The following is a 775-nucleotide window of genomic DNA, read 5'->3' on the forward strand; positions in this document are numbered from 1 at the left end:
GGGCTGGACCCGCTGTACATCGCCAACGAGGGCAAGCTGGTGGCGGTCGTGGCCCCCGAGTCAGCCGAGGTGGTACTGGCGGCAATGCGCGCGCATCCGCTGGGGCATTCGGCAGCGCGCATCGGCCAGGTCAACGCCGACCCGCATCGCTTCGTGCAGATGGCCACGGCCTTCGGCGGGCGCCGGGTGGTGGACTGGCTGAGCGGCGAGCCGCTGCCGCGCATCTGCTGAGCCCGCACTCCGCGCCAACGCCCCGCCAATCGTCTACGAGTTGACATGGCGCAATAACCCAGTCGCGCCAGCAGCTATGTTGAACGGGTGCATTGATGCGCTCGTGACATGGTCGCTGCACCTCCCCTTTCCCCTTTCAATTACAGGAGATTCGACATGCAGCAGCATGCAATGACCGAGACCGCCTACGCCTGCCTCGAGGTGGGTTGGGGCGAATCCCTCCCGCTCGTTCAGTGCGCCTGTGACGCACCGGGGGCCGGGTTGTCATTTCAATCTGCCGCACGCCATCGGAATTCAGCCAGGAGCGGAATATGACGATTTCGAAAGACCAGCAGACCAAGCTTTATCGTCACTACACCGAACCCAAGATGGTGACCGAATTGACGCGAAAAACGGTGGCGCTGGTTCTGGCCGGCGGACAGGGTTCGCGACTCAAGGACTTGACGGCCTGGCGCGCCAAGCCCGCAGTACCGATCGGCGGCAAGTACCGGATTATCGATTTTGCCTTGTCCAACTGCGTCAATTCCGGGATCCGCCGCATCGG

Annotated in this window: 2 protein-coding genes; both read left to right on the top strand. The window is 63.4% G+C overall.

Going from position 1 to position 775, the window contains the following annotated elements; translation table 11 throughout:
• On the top strand, positions 1 to 231 hold a 231-nt coding region (locus ABW22_RS16350), incomplete at its 5' end, for an AIR synthase-related protein (protein WP_237763393.1).
• Positions 232 to 542: 311 nt separating this feature from the next.
• A partial coding sequence (locus ABW22_RS16355) for a sugar phosphate nucleotidyltransferase (RefSeq protein WP_330218767.1) occupies positions 543 to 775 on the top strand: 233 nt, incomplete at its 3' end.

It is taken from the genome of Thiobacillus denitrificans (genome assembly GCF_001530125.1).
GTDB lineage: Bacteria > Pseudomonadota > Gammaproteobacteria > Burkholderiales > Thiobacillaceae > Thiobacillus > Thiobacillus denitrificans_C.